Genomic DNA, 20,992 nt, shown 5'->3' with positions numbered 1-20,992 from the left:
CAGTCCTTTGGGTTAGAAGGCCAGGGTGGCCTTGGCGATGACCTGGCGCGGTTCGCCGATGACGATGGCCGGCGAGCCCAGGCCGCTGCTGGAGACGTAGTAGGTCTCGTCGAACAGGTTCTTGACGTTCAGCTGCAGGGTCAGGTCCTTGTGGTCGAGCTTCATCTTGTAGGCCACGAACGCGTCGGCAACCTTGGCCGAGGGCAGCCAGTATTCGGTGCCGGTACCGTCGTTGGCGCCCCACTTGCTCATGTAGCGGCCACCAAAGCCTGCACGCAGGTCGCCGATGCCGACGTGGCCGAAGTCGCGGGTCAGGTACAGCGCGGCGGTGTTCTTCGACACGCCGTCCAGGGGCGTGCCCTGCAGGATCGGGTCCTTGGTCCATTCGGTGTCGGTGTAGGCGTAGCTGCCGGTCACGCTCCAGAACTCGTTGAGCTGGCCGCTGACGTCCAGTTCCACACCGCGCGAACGGGCTTCACCGCCCAGCCGGGTGCAGGTCTCGGTGCCGCAGGTGGCGCTGGTCTGCACGTTCTTCTTGGTGATGGTGAAGGCCGCCAGGCTGGCGGTGAGGTAATCGTTCTGGAACTTGGTACCGATCTCGTAGGCCTTGGCTTCCTCCGGCGCCAGGTCACCGATGACGGTGGCGATGGAGGTGTTGGGGCGGAACGACTCGGTGTAGCTGCCGTACACCGACCAGTCCGGCTGAATCATGTACACCAGGCCCAGGCGCGGCACGGCCTTGCTGCGGTCGACGTCGGCGCCCACCACGAACGGGCGGCCCTTGCCGGTCAGCTCGGTGAACGACTCATAGCGCAGGCCGGCCTGCAGAATCCACTTGTCGGTCAGGTGAATGGCGTCCTGCACGAACAGCGCGTGGGTGTGCAGCAGGTCGGTCTGGTCGCTGTTGGCGGCGCTGACGCGGCTGGGCACCGGCACCTGGCCGTAGACCGGGTCGTTGTAGTTGAAGCCGGTGTCGTTGACGTTGCGGATCAAGTCGCCCAGGGTGCGGTCGTTGTGCATGTAGTCCACGCCTACCAGCAGCTCGTGGCGCATGCCAGCGAACTGCAAATCGCCCAGGGCGCTGACGGTGGCGGTGTGGGCCACTTGCAGGGCGTCACGGGTGGCGTCGCCGCGGCGGGTGACCTGGCCGGTGGTGAAGTTGGCCGAGATGTAGCGCGACTGGTGGTCGTTGTAGTAGTTGCGGCTGTAGCCGTAGCCGGCCTTCAGGGTCCAGTCGTCGTTGAGGCGGTGCTCGGCGGTCAGGTTGAACGCGTCGGAGCGGCCGGTGGTGATGTTGAAGTGCTCATCGAGGCGGCGGCTGCGCGGAATGTCGAGGACCTTGCCGGTGGTGGTGTTGATCTGCGTGCCGCGGTCGAACGGCACGCTGTACTCCATGTGCTCGTAGGCAGCGGTGATGGTGGTGTCGTCGCCGAACCAGGACAGCGACGGCGCGATCACTTCCTGGTCGGTGCTGCCGAAGTTGCGCCAGTAGTCGGTCTGCTGCTTGTCGTAGATCAAGCGGTAGGCCAGGCCGGTGTCGCCCACGGGGCCGGTGGTATCGAGCTGGCCGCCACCGCCGCCGAAGCTGGTGCCCCAGCCGGATACGCTGGTGGCCTGGGTAAGCTGCGGCTTCTTGGTGACCACGTTGATCACCCCGCCCGGGTCCTGCACGCCGTAGAGCATGGACGCCGGGCCCTTGAGCACTTCGACGCGCTCGGTGGTGGGGGTGAAGTTGCGTGCCTGCACCGATTGCATGCCGTCGCGCATGATCGAGTTGTCGCGGTTGGTGCCGAAGCCGCGCTTGATGATGGCGTCCTGGGTGCCGCCCAGGGTGTTGCCCTGCTTGACGCCGCTGACGGCATTGATGGCTTCGTCGAGGCTTTGCGGGGCACGGTCTTCGATGACGCGGTGGGTCACCACGTTGACCGAGGCAGGCACCTCGATCAGCGGGGTTTCGGTGCGGGTGGCCACGGTTGCGGCCACGGCCTGGTAGCTGACCTGGCTTTTCTCGGTGGTGGTGGGGGCCACGGCGGTGCTGTCGATATTGGTGGCGCCCAACTGCAGGGTGTCGGCGGCCCACAGGGGCTGCGCCAGGCTCAGCATCAGCACGCCGCTGGCGCAGGCGCTGCGGTAACGAAGGGTAGGGATGGAGCCGCTGGGGGTAAAGGAGGCGGTCATGCTGATGCTCTGCGTGAAGTGGTGTGAATGAAAATGGGATTGCCTTTCATTTACAACACGGAGCTCGACGGGAAACACCTCAGTGAAAATTTGAATATTTTTTCAAATCCCTGTGGGAGCTGGCTTGCCAGCGAGCTGTTGAGGCCTTGAAGCTCGCTGGCAAGCCAGCTCCCACAAAAACTAAAACGACAAGCTGGTGCTCAGCACCACCTGCCGCGGGTCGCCCACGGCGACCACGTACTGGCTGACGGCCGAAGGGTAGTAGTGGCGGTCGAACAGGTTGTTGACGTTGAGCTGCACGCGCACCGTGTGTTCGCCCAGGCGCGTGTCGTAGCGGGCGAAGGCGTCGGCGACGGTGTAGGCCGGCAGCTTGAAGCTGTCCTGCGGGTCACCGGCGCGTTCGCCCACATAGCGCGGGCCGCCACCGATGTGCAAACGGTCGCCGCCCAGCAGGGCGCCCAGGTCGTGGCTCAGGTACAGCGAGGCGCTCTGGCGCGGCACGTTCTGCAGCGGCAGGCCTTGCAGCTCGGGGTCGCGGGTAACCCAGGCGTCGGTGTAGGCGTAGGCGCCCATCAGCTCCCAGCCGGGCACCAGCGTGCCGCTGGCCTCCAGCTCAATGCCGCGCGAGCGCACCGCGCCGGCATTGCGGCTCACCGGCAGCTCGCCGACGGTCTCGCTCACCAGCACGTTGCGCTTGCGGATGTCGTACAGCGCGACGCTGGCCGACAGGCCATCGGCCTGCTCGAATTTCAGCCCGGTTTCCCAGGCCCTGGCCTGCTCGGGCTTGATGCTGGAATCAATGATCTGCTCGCTGGCGGCATTCAGCGGGGCAATGCTGGAGTTGGGCTTGAACGACTCGCTGTAGCTGGCGTACCACGACCAGTTCGGCGCGAAACGGTACACCAGGCCGGCGCTGGGCACCCAGGCGGTGCCGTTGATGTCGGTGTTGGCGTGGAACGGCCGGCCGCGCCCGGCGTACTGGTCGTAGGCCAGCAGGCGCGCGCCCAGAATCGCTATCCACTGGTCGTTGAGGTGAATCGAGTCGCGCAGGTACAGCGCCGTGGTACGCAGGCGGTCCAGCTGGTCGCTGGCGCTGGCCGAGACGCTGGTGGGCGCCACTTCCTGGCCGTACACCGGCTGGGTATAGCTAAAGGTCGTCTGGCTGGCCTGGCGCAGCAGGTCGCCGCGGAAGTACAGCCGGTGTTCCTCGCTCAGGCCTGCCAGCAGCTCATGTTCAAGCCCCAGCCAGGTCGGGTTGCCCGCCAGCTCCAGCTCGCCCTGCTGGGCACGGCTGACCGAATCCAGGGTGCCGTCCATGCTGCGGGTGAGGGTGCCGGCGCTGGGGTTCACCGCCGTGATGCGCACCTGGTAGGCGTCGTAGGTTTCCTCGTTGTAGCTGTAGGCGCCGCGCAGTTCCCAACCGTCGCTCAACGAGTGCTTGTAGCTCAGCCGCGCCAGTTGCGAGCGGCCGGTCATGTCGTTGAACGGCTCGTCCAGCCGCCGGGTGTAGGGGATGTTCAGCACATGGCCGGTGCTGGGGTCGATGGCGGTGCCGCGGTCGAATGGCGTGACAAAGCTGCGCTGCTCGTACGCCAGGATCACCTCGTCCTGCTCGCCGTACCAGGCCAGCGACGGCGCCACCAGGGTTTCGCGGTGCACGCCGTAGTTGCGCCAGTAGTCCTCGTCCTGGTGGTCGATGATCAGGCGGTAGGCCAGGCCGTTGTCGCCCAGCGGGCCGGTGCTGTCGAGGGTCACGGCGCTGCCGTCGCGGCCGTGGGCAAAGCCTGAGGCCTTGGCCTGCAGTTCGTTGTGGGCGGTGAGCTGCGGGGTCTTGCTGACCACGTTGATCACCCCGCCCGGGTCCTGGATGCCGTACAGCAAGGCGGCGGGGCCCTTGAGCACCTCGACGCTGTCGGTGGTGGCGTTGAAGTTGCGGCCCTGCACCACGGGCATGCCGTCGCGCAAAATCGAACCGTCGCGGTTGTCGCCGAAGCCGCGCTTGATCAGCGTGTCCTGGGTGCTGCCCAGGGTGTTGCCCTGGGTCAGGCCGCTGACATTGCGCAGCGCATCATCGAGGTTGCGCGGTTGCTGGTCGCGCAGCACGTCGTTGTTCACCCGGCTGATGGCCTGCGCCTGCTCCAGCCACGGCGCGCCGCTGCGGGTGCCGCGCACTACGGCAGCAGGCTGGTAGCGGCCCAGGCGCTGGCTGTCGATGTTCAGCGGTTGCAACAGTATTTGCGGGTCGTTGCCGGGCAGGGCGCTGAGCGCAAGCGTGTGCGCGTCGGTGCGCTGGTAGCCCAGGCCGCTGCTGGCCAGCAAGCGGGCCAGGGCCTGTTCCACGGTCAGTTGGCCATTCAGCGCCGGAGCTTGCAGCTGGTAGGGGGCATCATCGGCATAGACGATGTTCTGCCCGGTCAGGCGGCTCAGCGCCGCCAGGGCGTCGGGCAGTGGCTGCGCCTTCAGGGCGAAGCTGTAACGCGGCGCCTCGCTGGCCTGTGTGGCGCTGCCTGCGGCGCAAGCAGCCAGGGGCAGGCCCAAGGGCGTTGTCAGCGCTGCTGCCAGCAAGGAAAGTCGCAACCGGCAGCGCATCGGATCAAGGCTCGGGCTTAGGGGTTAAAGATGCGAATATATCTCATTATCTTTAATATTGCACCCCTCAGCGAATGATCAGCGTACCGCCCGGCAGTTGCTGCTGGCGGTAACCCAGCAAGCCCTGGAAGGCGGCGAGCATGACCTGCGGGTCGTTGCTGGCGAAATCACCGCTGACCGGGCGCGCGCCCAGTTCGGCGTCGAGCAGCACGATGCGCCCCGGGTAATAACGCTGCACCACGGCCAGCGCGTCGGCCAGGGGTTGGCGGCGGAAGCTGATGTGGCCGTCACGCCAGCCGAACGCCTGCTGCGGGTTGATGCTTTGCAGCGCGCCGGCGTGGCCCTGCTGATAGTCCACGCGCTGGGCGGCGGTGAGCATGACCGGGGCGGCATCGTGCTGCGGCTGCACCGCCACCTTGCCTTCTTCCACGGTGACCTGGGTGGCGGCGGCCTCGCGGCGCACCTCGAAGCGGGTGCCCACCACGCGCACCTCGCCGTCGGCGGTGTGCACCACGAACGGCTGGCCGTTGTGGCTGACGTGAAAGAACGCCGCGCCACGGCGCAGGGTCACGTCGCGGCCCTGTTCGGTGAGTTTCACGTCGATGGCGCTGTTGCCGTCCAGTTGCACGTCGCTGCCGTCGGCCAGGGTGAACTGGCGCAGCTGCCCGGGAGCGCTGTGGTAATCGGCCTGCAGGTCGTCGAGCCAGCGTTCTGGCTGCCAGGCCATGGCCAGCACGCCGGCCAGCACGACGCTGGCAGCCATGGCCAGCGACGCAACACGGCCACGGCGGCGCGGTGCCTTGGCGCGGCGCAGCAGAGCCTGCAGCGCCGCGGCTTCCTCACGGGCCAGTTGCGCCGCGCCAGGGCCCGTCAGGCGCCACAGGCGACGCGCCTCGCGGTAGGCCTCGGCGTTGGCCGGGTCGTGGCCCAGCCAGCGTTGCAGTTCCTGCTGGTCCAGGAGCGGCAGGCGGGTTTCGTCCAGGCCCGGGTTGTCGGGTTCGGCCGCCAGGCGGGTGACCCACAGCAGGGCCACGTCCTCGCCGCCATGGCGGGGTGGGGGGCTGACCACGTTCATTGTCTGGCCTTCACGGTAGGGGCGTCGACGCTACTCTTGCAGGCCTGCAAGGCGCGCATCATATGTTTTTCCACGGCGCTGGCGGAGATGTCCAGCGCGCGGGCTATTTCGCTGTAGCTCTGGCCATGAATGCGGTTGAGCAGGAACACATGGCGGGTGCGCTCGGGCAGCGCGCGCAGGGCGGCGTCCACCTGCTGCAACTCGTGGTTGGCCTGGTGGCCATCCTCCAGGGGCGTGGGCGCGCCGACCAGTTGTTCGGGCAGCAGCGCGGTCTCGCTGCGCTGGCGGCTGCGTTGGCTGCGGATGTGGTCGATGGCCAGGTTGCGCGCGCTGCGCATCATGTACTGGCTCATGTCCTGCACCTGCACGTCCTTGCGCCGCCACAGGCGGATGAACAGCTCCTGGCACAGGTCTGCGGCCGTGGCGCGGCAGGCCACCCAGCGGCTCAGCTGTTTTTCCATGCGACCCTGTTGCTGCAGGAAAACCTGCAGCATGTCCTGCGCGCCCGACGTGTCGTCGGCGCTGGGCTCGGGGGGCGTGGGTTTGCGCATGGGAATGGGGGTGGCCGGGGAAACGCGCATGATAAGCGCTTGCGCTGGCAAAGGCCATGGCACGCGATGACGAGGCTTTTCTAGAGCCGAACGCCCTCGACCTGCGCCTTGGCGCGGATCAGCCGGGCGTCCACCAGGTCCAGGCCGTCGAGGAATGCCGGCACGAAGGAGCCCGGCCCGCGCGCCTGGCGTTCGGCGTACTCGGCGGCCAGGGCGAAGTGCACGTGGGCGGCGGCCACCGCGCAGAAGCCATCCTGGGTGGCGGCGGCATAGGCGGCCACCAAGGCCCCCAGCGCGCAACCGGACGCCGTGACCCGGGGCAGCAGGGCGCTGCCGCCGGCGATGCGCAGCAGGTAGTGGCTGATGTCGCCCTTGTCGTCCTGCACCTTTCCGACCACATGGTCTATAGGCCCGGAGGCAGACACGCAGCTGGCGTGCTGCAGCAGGCTGGTGGCGGCGGCCACCGCGTCAGCCGGGTCGCTGGAGCTGTCGAAGCCCTTGGCGTGGCTGGCGCCCAGGCCGGCCAGGCCGATGATCTCCGAAGCGTTGCCGCGGATTACCGTGGGGTGGAAAGCCAGCAGTTCGGCGGCCACGCCGCCGCGCCACGGCAAGGCGCCGGCGCCGATGGGGTCGAGCACCCAGGGCTTGCCGATGTCATAGGCGGCCTGCACGGCCAGGCGCATGCCTTCGACCTGGGCAGCGGTGGGCGTGCCCAGGTTGACCAATACCGCGCCGGCGATGCTGGCGAAACCGGCGGCTTCCTCGGGGTTGTCGACCATCGCAGGCGATGCCCCGGCCGCCAGCAGCACGTTGGCCATGAAGTTGGCCGACACCACGTTGGTCAGGCACTGCACCAGCGGCCCCTGGGCGCGCAGGGCGGCGTGGGCGCTGATGATGGTTTCGACGGTGGGGGCCTGGCGGGCGATGGGCAGCATGGTGGGCAGTTCCGGTAAGGCGGGAAAACGCCAAAATACCTGTTTGCAGCCATCCTGTCGCGCAGCGTGTCCGAGGTACGCCGGGACGCGGCGTGTCCCCCGTAGCAGCTGCCGAAGGCTGCGTCCGCATACGACGCGTGTCCGAGGTGCACCGGGACGCGGCCTGCGGCCGCTGCTACAGAGGCGTACGGCGCGGATCCGAGATTAGGGGCGTTGCGCGGTGAGGATGCGGGTGGCTTCGGCCGCGGTCAGGGGGTAATCGAAGAAACGCCGGTAGAAGGCCATGGTCTGCTGCTGCAGGTCGATGTCCTGGAACCGCTCGGGGTGCAGCTGCTGCGCCGCCCACAACAATTGCAGGCCCACTTCGGTGCCGTAGCGGTCCCACGGGAACACCCCGGCCGGGTTGCGCAGCACCTTCGCCCCACGCAGCTGTGCCAGCAACGGCACCTGGCTGATGTCGCCGGCGTCCGCCGCCAATACGATCACGTCGGGGTGCCAGGCCAGCACCTGCTCGGCGTTCACCACCTGCAGGTTGCCGTGCAGCCCGGTGGCGGCGTTGCGGCCGCCCGCCAGGTTGATCCAGGTGTCGATCAGGGTGCCATCGCCATCAACCTTGAGAGGCGCCAGCGACGCGATGTGCAGCACCCGCGGGCGCTGCGCGTCGCTGAGACCGGCGTTGCGCTGGCGCAGCAGCGCCACCTGCTGCTCGAGCCAGCCGTTGTAGTCACGGGCCCGCTGGCGCGCGGTGTCGGTGCCCAGCGCCTGGGCGGTGATGTCGAGGCTGTGCTCAAGCCCTGGCAGGTCATTGAAACCCATGTGCACCACCGGGATGCCGGCCTGCTGGTAAGCCAGGGCCTGGCGGTCGCCGGTGCTGGTGAACACCAGGTCGACCTTGTCGGCCAGCAGGCTTTCGACATTGAACGCCGTGCCGGTGACCGCCTGCGCCTGGTTCAGCGCCGGCTGCACCTTGAACATCCAAGGCTGGCGGTCGGCGTGGTTGACCGTGGCGACGATGCGGTCGCCCGCGCCCAGGGTCAGCATCAGCGCGTGGTGGGCGAACCAGCCATCGGCGATGCGCCGGGGCTGGGCAGGCACCTCGACGTGCTGGCCACTGTCGTCGATCACCGTGCCGGCCACGGCGGCGCCGCTCAGCAAGGCCAGCGCCAGGGCTGCCAGGCGCCTCACAGGTCCACCTGGATCGACGCCTGCAGCATGCGCGGCGCGCCCAGGCTGGCGCTGGCGTTGCCGGCCGCACTGTAGCCATTGAGGCCGCCGGGGACGATGTTGGTCCAGTAGCGTTCGTTGGTCAGGTTGGTGACTTCCAGGCGGTACACGGTGTTGCGCTGCATCAGGCGGGTGGTGAAGCTGGCGCCGAGGTCGAACGTCTCGTAGCTGCTGACCCAGTGGGTGTCGGTGTTGTCGGTGGGGCGCGCGCCGACATAGCGGGCGTTGAGGTTCAGCGCCAGGCCGTTGACCTGCGGCACCTGGTATTCGGTCAACAGGCTGGCGGTGTAGCGCGACAGGCCGACGATGCGCGTGTCGTCGGTGCTGGCGCTGCCGGTGTCCAGCAATTTGGGGTCCAGCCAGGTGATGCCGCCGAACATCCGCACGTTGCTGCTGACCTTGCCGTCGGCCATGAACTCCAGGCCGCGGTTGCGCTGCTCGCCGGCCACCGCGTAGGTGCCGTTGCTCTGGGTGAAGGCGTACGGCCGCTTGATCTGGAACGCTGCCAGCGACAGGTTGACGCCGCCCACGGCCAGCTTGCCGCCGATTTCCCACTGCTTGCTGCGGTACGGCGCCAGGATGGTGTTGGCGTTGGTGGTGCCGCTTGGCGCGGTGTCGCCCTGCTGCAGGCTGTCGGCGTAGGTGACGTACAGGGTCAGGTTGTCGACCGGCTTGTACATCAGGCTGCTGGCGCCACTCAGGCCGTGGTCGTTGGAACCGCTGGTGGTGGCCCCGGCCAGGCTGTAGTTGTGCACCGACATCTGGCTCTGGCTGCCGGTAAGCATCAGGCTCCACTGCGGCGTGAAGGTCAGGGTATCGCCGAATATCAGCGACTGCTGGGTGGCCGTGGCCGAATGGTAGCGGTCGGTGAAGTCCGGGTAGTTGGGCTCGGCAAAGTTCTGCGGGTCGCTGAGGCTGGCGGTGCCCAGGGTGGTGGTGGCGCCGCTTAGCGGGTTGAAGTTCTTCCAGTCGAAGCCGCTCAGGCCGAAGGTCAGGTCGTGGCGCACCGAGCCGGTCCATTCGCTGCCGTTGAGGTTGGCCAGGTAGCTGTTGATGGTGAAGCGGCTGGCCGTGGCGGTGGCGACGGTGGAGGTATAGGTGCTGCCGGTGGCGGCCAGGGTGTTGGTGACGGCGGTGGATTCGCGGTCGGCGATCTGCCGCAGCAGGCCCACGTCCAGCTTCCAGTTGCCGTTGAAGTCGTGCTTGAAGTGCACGCTGGCGGTGTCGGTGGTGTCGTTGTCGCCGGCGTAGTTCTGGCCCAGGTTGCTTTTGGTCGGGTCCATGGCATGCGGGAAGCTGGCGCCCGAGGCCAGCGCGAACTTGCCGGGCAGGCCCTTGGCCAGGTAGTTGTAGTGGCTGAAATTGGTCTCGATGACGCTGTCGTCGTTCAGCTGGAAGTCCAGCGCCAGGCTCACCAACTGGCGGCGCAAGGTGCTGCCGGGGGCGTAGCTGTGGCCCTGTTCGTCGAGCAGGTTAAGGCGGTACTTGATCTTGCCTTCAGGGTCGAACGGGCCGCTGAGGTCTGCCGCTTTCAACCAGCTGAGGCCGGTGCCCACGCCCACGGTGACGCGGTTCAGGCGCTCGTCGGTGGGGCGCTTGGAAATGAAGTTGAAGGTGCCGGCAGGGTTGGCCGGGCCGTACAGCGAGCCGGCCAGGCCGTTGAGCACTTGCACGTTGTCGAACTGCTCGGCGGGGTAGTCGGTGGTCGACACCACGTTGAGGCCGTCGAGGCGCGTGTTCTGCACCACGCTGCCCTGCAGGCCACGGCTTTGCGGGCGGGCGCCGTCGCCTTGCACCGAGGGCAGGTAGCGCAGTATGTCCTTGACGCTTTTCAGCTGCTGGTCCTGGATCAGGTCGTGTGGCACCACGTTCAGCGAGTAGGGCGTGTCCAGCAACCGGCGCTCGCCCAGCGGGCCGAGGTTGGCGCTTTTCTCCCGGGCGGCGCGTGCGTCCTGCTCGGCCTGGGTGTCCTGGACACCGTTGACCGTGACTGCGCCCAGCTGCACGGGGGCGCTATCGGCGGCGTGGGCCAGGTTGACGGCTGCGGCCAGCAGCAGCGGGGCATAGGGGAGGTGCTTCATGCAGGACTCTCTCTGAAAGGGGCGGCTTACAAGGGGGCGGGTTGCACCGGGGCAAAGAAACGATGGCGGTCGCTGTCGATCTGGCGCACGGGCACGCCGTACAGGCGTTCCATCAAGGCGGCGTCGATGACGTCATGGGGCGCGCCGTCGGCGATCAGGCGCTGCTGGTGCAGCACCCAGGCGCGGTTGGCGCCGGCCAGTGCCTGTTCGGGGCGGTGGCTGGTGGTGAGGATGGCCAGGCCGCTGGCGGCCAACTGTTGCAGGCGTTCAAGCAGGCGCAATTGGTGGCCGAAATCCAGGCCGGTGACTGGCTCATCCAGCAAAATCATTCGCGCTTGTTGCACCAGCGCGCGGGCGATCAGCACCAACTGGCGCTCGCCGCCGGACAGCTCGGTGTAGGTGCGCTCGGCCAGGCAGTCGATGCCCACGTCGTGCAGGGCGCGGGCCACGGCATCGTGATCGGCGCTGCTTGGCGCGCGCCCCAGGCCGGTGATCGGCAGGCGCCCTTGGGTGACGATCTGGCGCACGTTATAGGGAAAGCTCGGCACGTGGGTCTGCGGCACGTAGGCCAGCAACCGGGCGATGCTGCGGCGGTCCAGCGCCGTCAGTGGCTGGCCGTTGAGCAGCACGCGGCCGGCGCTGGGCTTGAGGAGCCCCAGCAACAGTTTCAGCAGCGTGCTCTTGCCCGCGCCGTTGGCCCCCAGCAGGGCGATGCAGTCGCCGGCGTGCACGCACAGGTTGACTTCTTCAAACAGCCAGCGCTCGCCGATGCGGTAGCCCAGCCCTTCGGCCTGCAGCAGTGGCGCGCTCATAGCCAGCCCCGGCGCACGCGGTGCAGCACCAGCACGAAGGCCACGGCGCCGAGCAGTTCGGTAATGATGCCCAGCGGGATCTCGCCGGCGCCCAGGCTGCGCGCCAGGGCATCGGCGGCCAGCAGGAAGCAGGCGCCCAGGCCGGCGCTGACCGGCAGCAGCCGCGCATTGGCCGGCCCCACCAGCAGGCGCGCCAGGTGCGGCACCAGCAGGCCCACCCAACCGACCATGCCGGCAATGCTGACAGTAAGCGCGCTGATCAGCGTGGCCAGGATAATCACCCCGTAGCGTATGCGTTTTACCGGCACCCCCAGGCTTAGCGCTTCATCATCGCTGAGCGACAGCGCATCGATGGCGCGCCCCAGCAGGCACAACACGCCGATGGCCAGCAGCAACAGCGGCGCGGTCAGCTTCAGCGCCTGCTGGTCGACGGCGCTGAGGCTGCCCAGCAGCCAGTAGACGATGGTGGGCAGCTGGTTGAGCGGGTCGGCCAGGTACTGGGTAATCGACAGCAGCGAGGTGAATAGCGCATTGGCGACGATGCCGCCGAGCACTAGCATCAGGATCGAGGTCATGCCGAACAGATTGGCGATGGTCACGCCCAGTGCCACCGCGGCAAGCCCGGTGAGGCACGCCAGCAGCGGAATCCACAGGCCATGCAAATTGGCGACGATGCCCATGGCGGCGCCGAACGCGCAGCCGCTCAACACCCCCAGCAGCCCGGGCGATACGAGCGGGTTGCGAAACACCGCCTGGTAGGCCGCCCCCGACACCGACAGCCCGGCGCCCACCAGCACGGCGGCGATGATGCGCGGCAGGCGGCTGTCGATCACCAGGCTGTGCAACAGGGCGTATTGGTCGGCGGGCAGGGTGGTCAGTCCCAGCCAGGCCGCGATGAAATGCAGTAGTTGTGACAGGGGCAGCGGGTAACGGCCAATGGTCAGGGCCACCAGGCTTGCGAGGGTCACGGCGACCAGGCTGAAAGCTGCGGGGTAGAGCGGGACGGCGCGTGACATCGGCGGGGTTCGATTGCTGTCGGTATATCTAAAAGTATATAGCGACAGACGGTAATGAACCAGAACGTACACAGTTGCCTTCATGAACAAAGTTTCATGAAGCGCCGGGCGAAAAGGGGAAGGAAAAAAGGGCCATTACCACCAGGGGGGAGCAGGGATAATGGCCCAATAGGGGCGTCGAGCAGTTGGCGTTCTCGACGGCGAGCAATGTATCAGCGGGTCTGTTTGTTAGCTACCTATCAAAAAGAAAGGGTGTATTCCTGTTCGCGCAACAATGCGCCGCCCCCCCCGTCCCGCGTAGCAGCTGCCGCAGGCGGCGTCCGGCCACGACGCGGTATGCCTGGGATACGCGGTGCGTTCGGACGCGGCCTTCGGCCGCTGCTACAGGGCACCCACCCCGTCCCGCGTATGGGTTACGAGGTAAGCAACTGCCGCGCCTGTGCGAAGCACTTCTCGGCGATGGCCGAGCGCGGCTCGGTGCGGCGCATGATCAGGCCCAGCGGCGCCAGTACTTCGGCGTCGGGCAGCTCCAGCACGCCAATGTGCTCGCTCAAGCCTTCGAAGCCGCCGTCCAGCGGCATCACCGCGCAGCAGAAACCGGCCTGCAAGGCCTGGATCAGCTGGAAGGTGGAGTCGCTTTCCAGCACCGGGCGCGGGCTGAGGCCGCGGCTGCGGAAACTGAGGTCCACGGATTTGCGGAAGTGCATGCCGTTGAGAATCATGCCCAGCGGCAGTTCGGCGGCTTCTTCCCAGCTGATGTTGGCGCCGGCGAAGCTGAAATAGCGCTTGTCGTAAAGCACGCCGATGCGCGTGGACGACAGTTCGAAGTACTCGAAATGGCTGGCATTGACCTGGTCCAGGTAGCAGATGCCCAGGTCGATGTGATTGTTGGCAAGGCCGGCGACGATGTCGTCGCTGGTCAGCGTGGAAACGCTGAACCCCAGCTCGGGGAACTCCTTGGCCAGGGCCTGGATGAACTGTGTGGTGTTGAAGCTGCTCAGTGGCACTACGCCCAGGCGCAGGTCGCCGATCAACTGCCCGCGGCAGGCAGCGGCTTCCGCGTACAAGCCGTCGTGGGCAGCGATCAGCGTGCGCGCCCAGGCCAGCACGCGCTCGCCAGCGGGGGTGAAGCCCTCGAAGCGCTGGCCACGGTTGACCAGCACGATGTTCAGTTCATCTTCCAGGTTGCGCAGGCGCATGGACAGGGTCGGCTGGGTGATGTTGCAGCGCGCGGCCGCCTGGCCAAAGTGCCGGGTCTGGTCCAGGGCAATGAGGAACTTGAGCTGTTTGATATCCAAGGCAACACCGGGTTCTGGGCAGGAAGCAGGTTCGATGATAGCGGTTACGGGCAAGCAGTGGGCGTTAACCGCCGGTCATGTTCATGAACCGCACCACCTGCACATCGTCATTGAGCTGGAAATCATGCCGCCACGGTTTGAGTTTCATGGCCTCGATAATGGCCTGCTCGACCTTGTGCGGCTGGCCCGGGTTGGCGCGCAGCACGGCCTTGAGGTCCATGCCGTGCTCGTTGCCCAGGCACAGCAGCAGCCGCCCTTCGACAGTGACACGCACGCGGTTGCAGGTAGCGCAGAAGTTATGGCTGTGAGGCGAGATGAAGCCGATGCGGATGTGTGGCGCCTCGGCCAGCCGCCAGTAGCGCGATGGGCCCTGGGTGGATTCGGCAGAATCGAGCAGGGTGTAGCGCTGGGCGATCACCTCGCGCACCTGGGCGCTGGAGAAAAACGCCTCGGCGCGGCTGTGTTCGCTGATGGTGCCCAACGGCATCTCTTCGATAAAGGAAATATCGAGGCCACGGTCGATGGCGAACGCCACCAGGTCGTTGATTTCGTGGTCGTTGCGGCCCTTCATCACCACGCAGTTGAGCTTGGTGTGGGTGAAACCAGAGGCGTTGGCAGCATCGACGCCGTCTATCACCGTCTGCAGGTCGCCGGTGCGGGTCAATTCCTTGAAGCGCGCCGGGTCCAGGCTGTCGAGGCTGATGTTCAGGCGCTTGACGCCTGCGGCCTTGAGCGGCTGGGCCAGGCGCGCAAGCTGCGAACCGTTGGTGGTCAGGCACAGTTCACGCAGGCCGGGCAGGGCACCGATGCGCTGGCACAGCTCGACAATACCCTTGCGCACCAGCGGTTCGCCGCCGGTGAGGCGGATTTTGCGGGTGCCCAGCGCGACGAAACGCTCGGCCAGTTCGCCAATCTCTTCCAGGCTGAGAATGCGCTGGCGCGGCAGGAAGGTCATGTCCTCGGCCATGCAGTACACGCAGCGGAAATCGCAGCGGTCGGTCACCGACAGGCGCACGTAGTCCACGCGCCGGGCGAAGCCGTCTACCAGGGTCCGATCAGACATGCATACCTCGTTGAACAGGTCATTCGTGCGTCCAGAATAAGGGTGTGGTGGGGGCAGGTCTAATTACTTCGAGTGAAGACATGATCAATGGCGTCTATCAAGGTGTGATAGATGGCGTCGATCACCCGTTCACTAATAGCAATTGGACAGCTGGCAGGGCCGGGAATAGCCTGAGATTCTGAATTCACTGCCGAAAACGGAGCGCCCCATGTCCACGCACGAACGCTATAAACCCTATAAAGGTGCCGCAGCTGGTTGGGGCGCTTTAGTGGCGGTGACGCGCAGTTGGCTGGGCAGCAAGAAGGCGCTCACCAACATCCGCGCCATGCTCAAGACCAACCAGAACGGCGGCTTCGACTGCCCGGGTTGCGCCTGGGGCGAGTCGCCGGAAAACGGCATGGTCAAGTTCTGCGAGAACGGCGCCAAGGCGGTCAACTGGGAGGCCACCGGGCGCCTGGTGAACCCGGCGTTCTTCAACAAGTACACGGTGTCGGCGCTGGCGTCGCAAAGCGACTACTGGCTTGAATACCAGGGCCGCCTGACCCACCCGGTGCGCTACGACGCCGCCAGCGACAAATACGTGGAAATTAGCTGGGAAGACGCCTACGCGTTGATCGCCCGGCACCTGCAGGCGCTGCCGTCGCCGGACATGGCCGAGTTCTACACTTCGGGCCGCGCCAGCAACGAGGCCGCCTTCCTGTACCAACTGTTCGTGCGGGCCTACGGCACCAACAACTTCCCCGACTGCTCGAACATGTGCCACGAAGCCAGCGGCGTAAGCATGAAAGAGACACTGGGCGTGGGCAAGGGCACCGTGGTGTTCCACGACCTGGAGCACGCCGACGCGATTTTCGTCATCGGCCAGAACCCCGGCACCAACCACCCGCGCATGCTCGAACCGCTGCGTGAAGCGGTGGAGCGCGGCGCCCAGGTAATCTGCATCAACCCGCTGAAAGAGCGCGGCCTGGAACGCTTCCAGCACCCGCAGCACCCGCTTGAAATGCTGGGCAACGGCTCCAAGCCGACCAGCTCGGCGTACCTGCGTCCGGCGCTGGGCGGCGACATGGCGCTGTTCCGCGGCATGGCCAAGTTCCTCTTGCAGTGGGAGCGCGAGGCGCAGGCCAGCGGCGAACCCGCAGTGTTCGACCACGCCTTCATCGCCGAGCACACCACCGGCATGGACGCCTACCTGGCTGAAGTGGACGCCACCACCTGGGCCCACATTGTCGAGCAGTCGGGCCTGAGCCTGGCCGACATCGAACTGGCTGCCAGCATGTACCGCAAGGCCGAGCGGGTGATCATGTGCTGGGCCATGGGCCTCACCCAGCACAAGCACTCGGTGCCGACCATCCAGGAAGTCATCAACGTGCAACTGCTGCGCGGCAACGTCGGCCGCCCGGGCGCCGGCCTGTCGCCGGTGCGTGGCCACAGCAACGTGCAGGGCGACCGCACCATGGGCATCGACGAAAAGCCGTCGAAAGCCCTGCTGGACGCCATCGAAAAACGCTTCAACTTCACCGTGCCGCGCGAAGTGGGGCACAACGCCGTGCAGGCCATCGGCGCCATGGAGCGCGGCGAGGCCAAGGTGTTCATCGGCCTGGGCGGCAACTTCGCCCAAGCCACGCCGGACACCCCGCGTACCCACGAAGCGCTGCGCAAATGCGACCTGACGGTCCATATTGCCACCAAGCTCAACCGCAGCCACCTGGTCACCGGCCGTGACGCGCTGATTCTGCCATGCCTGGGCCGCACCGAGATCGACGTGCAGGTCAACGGCCCGCAGGGCATCACCGTGGAAGACACCTTCAGCATGGTGCACATTTCCCACGGCCAGCTGAAGCCGCGCTCGCCGGCGCTGCGCTCGGAGCCTGCGATCATCGCCGGCATCGCCGCCGCCACCCTGGGCAACCACCCGGTTGACTGGCACTGGCTGGTGGGCGACTACAGCCGCATCCGCGACCTGATCGCCGACACGCTGCCGGGCTTCACCGACTTCAACAAGCGCCTGGAGCACCCGGGCGGCTTCCACCTGGGCAACACCGCCGCCCAGCGCGTGTGGAAAACCGCCAGCGGCAAGGCGCAGTTCACCGCCACGCTGCTGCCTGAAGACCTGGTCAACGCCGGCGTGCGCAAAATGAACGTCGCGCCGGACCTGATCCTGCAGACCATGCGCTCCCACGACCAGTACAACACCACCCTGTACGGCCTCGACGACCGTTACCGTGGTGTGTATGGCATGCGCGACGTGGTGTTCGTCAACGAGGCGGACATTCGCAAGCTGGGCATGGAGCCGGGGCAGAAGGTCGACCTGGTGGCGCTGTGGGACGACAACCGCGAGCGCCGGGTGAAGGGCTTTACGTTGATCGCCTACGATATTCCCGAAGGCCAGGCCGCTGCCTACTACCCGGAGACCAACCCGTTGGTGCCGCTGGAAAGCTACGGCGACCGCACCTTCACCCCGACCTCGAAGTTCATTGCCATCAAGGTCGAAAAAGCCGCTGCCAGCACCCTGATCGCCGCCGCGGTCGCGTAAACCCTGTGGGAGCTGGCTTGCCAGCGAGTTTTTGAGGCCCACCGTGGGGGAGCGGCCTTGCCAGAGTTTTTTGGCTGCTGAAAAGCTCGCGGGCAAGCCAGCTCCCACAAAAATCAGCGATGGCGTTTATTGCGCATCCCGTGAATTTCTCCGGCTCGCCGCGTTCCAACAGCGATGCCCCGGAGAATGGATGCCATGAACCCCACCCGCCGAACCCTGTTGACGGCCATGCTGGGCGCCTGGACGGCCTCGCACATCGGCTTTGCCTTGGCTGAACCGGTCGACAGCCCGGCCCAGGCCGATTTCCTCGCCCTGTCGGCGCTGATCGCCGGCCAGCAGGCCCTGGATGCCGGGCTTGCCGCCGTACTGTACCAGGCACTGTGCGACCTGCACCCCGGCTTTGCCGAACAGGCCCGCCAACTGCTCAGCCTGATCGAGGCCCGGCGCATCGGTCCCGAGACCCTCCAGCACACCCTCGACAGCGAACAGTCGCCGCTGGCAAAAATCCCCCGGGCCATCGCCCGCGGCTGGTTCATGGGCATTGTCGGCAGCGGCGCCCAGGCGCGCTGCGTGGCTTATGAGCAGGCGCTGAACGCACAAATGGTCAGCGACGTACTGCAGCCGCCCAGTTATGCCTTGGGTGCGTATGGCAGCTGGGCGCAAAAACCGGTGGCGACCCATGCCTGAAGCCTTGAGCGCCGATGTCGTGGTCATCGGCAGCGGCATCGTCGGTTCAACCGCGGCCAGGCGCCTGGCGGAGCGCGGCCTGTCGGTGCTGATCCTGGAGGCGGGCGGCGCCATCGACCACGCGCAGGTGGTGGCGGCCTTTCGCGCCGCGCCGCGCAAGCACGACTGGCTGGCGCCGTACCCGTACCACGACTGGGCGCCGCACCCCATCTACCAGCCCGAGCCCAACGGCTACCTCGACCAGGCCGGCCCGTACCCCTACGACACCCAGTACATTCGTGGCGTGGGCGGTACCAGTTGGCACTGGGCGGCCCAGGCCTGGCGCCTGCTGCCGAACGATTTTCGCCTGAAGAGCCTGTACGACGTGGGCGTCGACTGGCCGCTGGGCTATGCCGACCTGGAGCCGTTCTACCAGCAGGCCGAGGTGCTGATGGGCGTGTCCGGCGCCGCCAATACCGGCTCGCCCCGCAGCCAGCCGCTGCCCATGGCGCCGGTGGCCGAGCCCTACGCCATGGCACGGATTCGCGAGCGCCTGGCGCCGGCCTACAGCGTGGTGGGCAACACCGCCGCGCGCAACAGCCAGGTCTACGATGGCCGCCCGCCGTGCTGCGCCAGCAACAGCTGCCAGCCCATTTGCCCGATCAACGCCCAGTACCACGGTGGCATTGCCATCCAGCAGGCCCTGGCGGCGGGCGTGCGCCTGCAGATCAAGGCGGTGGTCTACCGCCTGGAGCACGACGCCCAGGGGCGCATCGTCGCCGCCCATTACTATGACCCGGACAAGCAGAGCCATCGGGTCACCGGGCAGACCTTCATCGTCGCCGCCAACGGCATCGAAAGCCCCAAACTGCTACTGATGTCGGCCAGCGACCGCTATCCCCACGGCCTGGCCAACGGCTCGGGGCAGGTGGGCCGCAACCTCATGGATCACCCCAGCACCTCGTTGAGTTTCGACGCCGACGAGGAACTGTGGCTGGGCCGCGGCCCGCAAAGCCCCAGCTCGATCAACACCCTGCGCGACGGTGATTTCCGCCGCCATCGCGCCGCCTACCGGCTGGATTTCACCAACGTCTCGCGGGTCGACACCGCCACCGAGGCACTGCTCAAGGCCGGGGTCTACGGCGCGGCGTTCAAGACCCAGTTGCGCCACCGCGCCGCGTTCGAGATGAGCGTAAAAGACGTGCTGGAGCTGCTGCCGCACCCCGACAACCGCGTCACCCTCAGCGACCGCCGTGACAAACTGGGCCTGCCCACGCCACGCCTGCACTACGCCATCGACGATTACACCCGGCGCGGCGCCGAAGCCTCGCGCCGGGATTTCCTGCGCATCGCAAAACTCATGGGCGGCACCAACCTGCGCCACAGCGCCGACGGCACGTTCTCCAACAACCAGCACATCACCGGCACCCTGGGCATGGGGCACGACCCACGCACCTCGGTGTGCGACGCGTTCGGCCGTTGCCATCAGCACGATAACCTCTACCTGTGCGGAACCGGGGTGATGCCGACGTCGGCCACGGTCAACTCGACGCTGACCGCAGTGGCCTTGGCGCTGCGCAGCGCGCAGCACCTGATTGATAAGCAAAGCTGATGAACTGCTTTGAAAAACAAAATTATCAAAATAATCTAATGGCGTGACAATCCACCGATGCCCGTATCGTATCGAATCATCCAATAACAACGAGGTTCACACCATGCAAGACGTCGTCATCGTCGCCGCCACCCGCACCGCGGTCGGCAGTTTCCAGGGTTCGCTGGCCACCATCCCAGCCGTCGACCTGGGCGCTGCGGTGATCCGCCAACTGCTGGCCCAGACCGGCCTCGACGGCAGCCTGGTGGACGAAGTCATCCTCGGCCAGGTGCTCACCGCCGGCGCCGGCCAGAACCCGGCCCGCCAGGCTGCCATCAAGGCCGGCCTGCCAGTGGCCGTGCCGGCCATGACCCTGAACAAGGTCTGCGGCTCGGGCCTCAAGGCCCTGCACCTGGCTGCCCAGGCCATCCGCTGCGGCGATGCCGATGTAATCATCGCCGGCGGCCAGGAGAACATGAGCCTCGCCAACTACGTGCTGCCCGGCGCCCGCACCGGCCTGCGCATGGGCCACGCAAGCATGGTCGACACCATGATCAGCGACGGCTTGTGGGACGCGTTCAACGACTACCACATGGGCATCACTGCGGAAAACCTGGTGGAAAAATACGGCATCAGCCGCGAAGCCCAGGACGCCTTTGCCGCGCAATCCCAGGCCAAGGCTGCGGCCGCCATCGAGAGCGGGCGCTTCGTGGCGGAAATCACCCCCATCCTGATTCCTCAGCGCAAGGGCGACCCCATCGCCTTCGCCACCGACGAGCAGCCACGCGCCGGCACCACGGCCGACAGCCTGGCAAAGCTCAAGCCGGCGTTCAAGAAAGACGGCAGCGTCACGGCCGGCAACGCTTCGTCGCTGAACGACGGCGCCGCTGCGGTGCTGCTGATGAGCGCGGCCAAGGCCCAGGAACTGCATCTGCCGGTGCTGGCCCGCGTCGCCGCCTACGCCAACGCTGGAGTCGACCCGGCCATCATGGGCATCGGCCCGGTCAGCGCCACCCGTCGCTGCCTGCAGAAAGCCGGCTGGACCCTCGACCAGCTGGACCTGATCGAAGCCAACGAAGCCTTCGCCGCGCAAGCGCTGTCGGTGGGGCAGGAGTTGGGTTGGAACGCCGACAAGGTCAACGTCAACGGCGGCGCCATCGCCCTGGGCCACCCGATCGGCGCGTCGGGCTGCCGCGTGCTGGTGACCTTGCTGCACGAAATGATCAAGCGCGATGCGCGCAAGGGCCTGGCGACCTTGTGCATTGGCGGCGGGCAGGGGGTGGCGTTGGCGTTGGAGCGGGTGTAACGCCCGGACGCGGGGGGGGGGGGCGGGGGGCACAGAATGGAAGAACCGGGGCCCCCCCCCCCCCCCACCCCCCC

General features: G+C 66.9%; 15 protein-coding genes. 4 read left to right on the top strand and 11 right to left on the bottom strand.

Going from position 1 to position 20,992, the window contains the following annotated elements:
* Nucleotides 1–12: 12 nt before the first annotated feature.
* The 11 genes from AC0SZ7_RS04685 to moaA form a co-directional block, all read right to left on the bottom strand.
* Nucleotides 13–2,103 (bottom strand): TonB-dependent siderophore receptor, encoded by a 2,091-nt coding sequence (locus tag AC0SZ7_RS04685; protein ID WP_475503390.1) that lies wholly within the window; start codon nucleotides 2,101–2,103, stop codon nucleotides 13–15.
* Nucleotides 2,104–2,358: 255 nt separating this feature from the next.
* Nucleotides 2,359–4,767, bottom strand: coding sequence for a TonB-dependent siderophore receptor (locus tag AC0SZ7_RS04680; protein WP_475503260.1), 2,409 nt, complete (start codon nucleotides 4,765–4,767; stop codon nucleotides 2,359–2,361).
* Nucleotides 4,768–4,834: 67 nt separating this feature from the next.
* Nucleotides 4,835–5,842, bottom strand: coding sequence for a FecR family protein (locus AC0SZ7_RS04675; protein ID WP_475503259.1), 1,008 nt, complete (start codon nucleotides 5,840–5,842; stop codon nucleotides 4,835–4,837).
* On the bottom strand, nucleotides 5,839–6,423 hold the full coding sequence (locus tag AC0SZ7_RS04670; protein WP_475503258.1) for an RNA polymerase sigma factor: 585 nt from the start codon (nucleotides 6,421–6,423) through the stop codon (nucleotides 5,839–5,841). Before AC0SZ7_RS04670 ends, AC0SZ7_RS04675 begins: the two co-directional genes overlap by 4 nt.
* A 50-nt stretch (nucleotides 6,424–6,473) precedes the next feature.
* Entirely contained in the window at nucleotides 6,474–7,328 is an 855-nt protein-coding gene (gene thiM, locus AC0SZ7_RS04665; RefSeq protein WP_475503257.1) for a hydroxyethylthiazole kinase, read from the bottom strand.
* Nucleotides 7,329–7,532: 204 nt separating this feature from the next.
* A complete protein-coding gene (locus AC0SZ7_RS04660) occupies nucleotides 7,533–8,513 on the bottom strand; it encodes an ABC transporter substrate-binding protein (protein ID WP_475503256.1) in 981 nt (326 codons plus the stop codon).
* Complete coding sequence (locus AC0SZ7_RS04655) at nucleotides 8,510–10,633, bottom strand: TonB-dependent receptor (RefSeq protein ID WP_475503255.1); 2,124 nt, start codon at nucleotides 10,631–10,633, stop codon at nucleotides 8,510–8,512. Before AC0SZ7_RS04655 ends, AC0SZ7_RS04660 begins: the two co-directional genes overlap by 4 nt.
* A gap of 26 nt (nucleotides 10,634–10,659) precedes the next feature.
* Nucleotides 10,660–11,445: an ABC transporter ATP-binding protein gene (locus AC0SZ7_RS04650; RefSeq protein ID WP_475503254.1), complete on the bottom strand. Its 786-nt coding sequence runs from the start codon at nucleotides 11,443–11,445 to the stop codon at nucleotides 10,660–10,662.
* Complete coding sequence (locus AC0SZ7_RS04645) at nucleotides 11,442–12,461, bottom strand: FecCD family ABC transporter permease (RefSeq protein WP_475503253.1); 1,020 nt, start codon at nucleotides 12,459–12,461, stop codon at nucleotides 11,442–11,444. The genes AC0SZ7_RS04650 and AC0SZ7_RS04645 overlap by 4 nt, the downstream gene beginning before the upstream one ends.
* Before the next feature lie 413 nt (nucleotides 12,462–12,874).
* A complete protein-coding gene (locus tag AC0SZ7_RS04640; RefSeq protein ID WP_475503252.1) occupies nucleotides 12,875–13,759 on the bottom strand; it encodes a LysR family transcriptional regulator in 885 nt (294 codons plus the stop codon).
* Between the two features lie 64 nt (nucleotides 13,760–13,823).
* Nucleotides 13,824–14,822, bottom strand: coding sequence for a GTP 3',8-cyclase MoaA (gene moaA / locus AC0SZ7_RS04635; protein ID WP_475503251.1), 999 nt, complete (start codon nucleotides 14,820–14,822; stop codon nucleotides 13,824–13,826).
* A gap of 208 nt (nucleotides 14,823–15,030) precedes the next feature.
* Here moaA and AC0SZ7_RS04630 point away from each other — a divergent pair, with 208 nt between their 5' ends.
* The 4 genes from AC0SZ7_RS04630 (at nucleotide 15,031) to AC0SZ7_RS04615 (ending at nucleotide 20,918) form a co-directional block, all read left to right on the top strand.
* Nucleotides 15,031–17,355 carry an FdhF/YdeP family oxidoreductase gene (locus tag AC0SZ7_RS04630; RefSeq protein ID WP_475503250.1) on the top strand — a complete coding sequence of 775 codons (2,325 nt, stop codon included), beginning with the start codon at nucleotides 15,031–15,033 and terminating at the stop codon, nucleotides 17,353–17,355.
* Between the two features lie 195 nt (nucleotides 17,356–17,550).
* Entirely contained in the window at nucleotides 17,551–18,042 is a 492-nt protein-coding gene (locus tag AC0SZ7_RS04625; protein ID WP_475503249.1) for a sugar dehydrogenase complex small subunit, read from the top strand.
* Entirely contained in the window at nucleotides 18,035–19,633 is a 1,599-nt protein-coding gene (locus AC0SZ7_RS04620) for a GMC family oxidoreductase (protein WP_475503248.1), read from the top strand. The genes AC0SZ7_RS04625 and AC0SZ7_RS04620 overlap by 8 nt, the downstream gene beginning before the upstream one ends.
* A gap of 103 nt (nucleotides 19,634–19,736) precedes the next feature.
* The gene (locus tag AC0SZ7_RS04615; protein ID WP_475503247.1) at nucleotides 19,737–20,918 is read left to right on the top strand and encodes an acetyl-CoA C-acetyltransferase; all 1,182 of its coding nucleotides are present in this window, start codon (nucleotides 19,737–19,739) and stop codon (nucleotides 20,916–20,918) included.
* The last annotated feature ends 74 nt before the right edge of the window (nucleotides 20,919–20,992 follow it).

Source organism: Pseudomonas sp. JC1203, from assembly GCF_056175065.1.
The sequence above is the reverse complement of the archived record's forward strand: the minus strand, read 5'-3'. Positions and strand labels throughout refer to the sequence as shown.